This is a genomic window from Bartonella sp. AD13SXNS (genome assembly GCF_042196465.1).
In the GTDB taxonomy this organism is placed as follows: domain Bacteria; phylum Pseudomonadota; class Alphaproteobacteria; order Rhizobiales; family Rhizobiaceae; genus Bartonella.
Window position 1 is genome coordinate 1 of record NZ_JBHIQI010000065.1, and the last position, 1,215, is coordinate 1,215.

Here is a 1,215-nt window from a genome sequence, read left to right on the forward strand (position 1 = left end):
GCACCGTTGCTGATATCACTGGTGCTAATGCTTCCTGTGGTCAGGCTGTTTTTATCTGCCGGCGCGGTGCTGGCAATGATGCCTCCGGTCAGCGTTGTTTTATCTTTAACAATGATATTAAAGCCGCCATCACCAGCTTTGATGCCTGATTGTTCCACAACACTATGATAATCGCTAGAGGATTTATCCTTTTGGAAAGAGGCGCTCATGGACCCCCCACCACCCGTTTGTCCAGCACCAAACCCAACAGAAACAGAGTTTTGCTTGCTGGAACTTTGTCCCGTATCACTGCGGCTGGTAATGGAAAAATCACCCCCTACTTCCATTTCTACACGCTCTCCAGAAACCACGGCGCCTGCCAGTATGGTGTTTGCCCCACTCGTGGTATGAACAGTGCCGGTGCCTATAATATGGCTGTTTTTGTGTTGAACTTCCTCACTGGAACCTTCCCCTTGACTAAAAGCAGCACTGCCCGTTGCCCCTGCGCCACCCGTGCCATAACCGGTGCCAACACTCATTGAAGCACTTTCACTGCTGTTTTGTGTGCTTTGCGTGTTTTGTGCACTTTCAAAGATGATATCTTTACCTGCTTCCATAGTGATATTTCCGCTCTGTGCATCATTTCCCAGCACATAGATTGGATTGGTACCAGCGATAACATCAGCGCCAACACCATGAATGCTGCCTTATTTAAAGTGCCACCCGCTTGAATAAAGAAGGAGACAGCTTTGATCCCCTACTTCATTCGTGATTTTATCCAACGACCTTTTAACGATGGGGAGGACGCTTTGGTGATCGCTTTTGTAAAGCTTTTTGCTTTTGCTGACGTTTTCTTTCATCCTCAAAATGCGTTAGTAAAGCCCGTTCCTGTTTCGTTTTGTTGGTCACACCAAAGGTGTCATTGTCCATAAATTGCTGATATCCAGCTAGCATCAAATTAGCTAAAAACGAGTCACTTTTCAGAGGCTGTACAAAATAGAGCCCTTTTGAATCTTGCAATTTATACCGGAAACCTGCTTTTTTCATGCATTCATAAACTGAGGCAAATTCACTCGCATACGAATTCATATCACTAGAAGAAGCATAAACCGGTTTCCAACCACATTTTGACAAGGATTGTTGGATCATCGCTTTATCGGCACCTGGTTTTTCCCATAATGCTAAAGTTGATGGAGGAGGTTGGTTAATACATCCAGCTGTAGTTAAGAGAGCTAT

General features: G+C 45.2%; 1 protein-coding gene and 1 pseudogene. Both read right to left on the reverse strand.

What is annotated here, in order from left to right; all coding sequences use genetic code 11:
• Nucleotides 1-686: pseudogene (locus tag ACFIMQ_RS09350) on the reverse strand (hemagglutinin repeat-containing protein); the annotation flags it as partial.
• Between the two features lie 82 nt (nt 687-768).
• On the reverse strand, nt 769-1,215 hold a 447-nt coding region (locus ACFIMQ_RS09355), incomplete at its 5' end, for a hypothetical protein (RefSeq protein ID WP_375703926.1).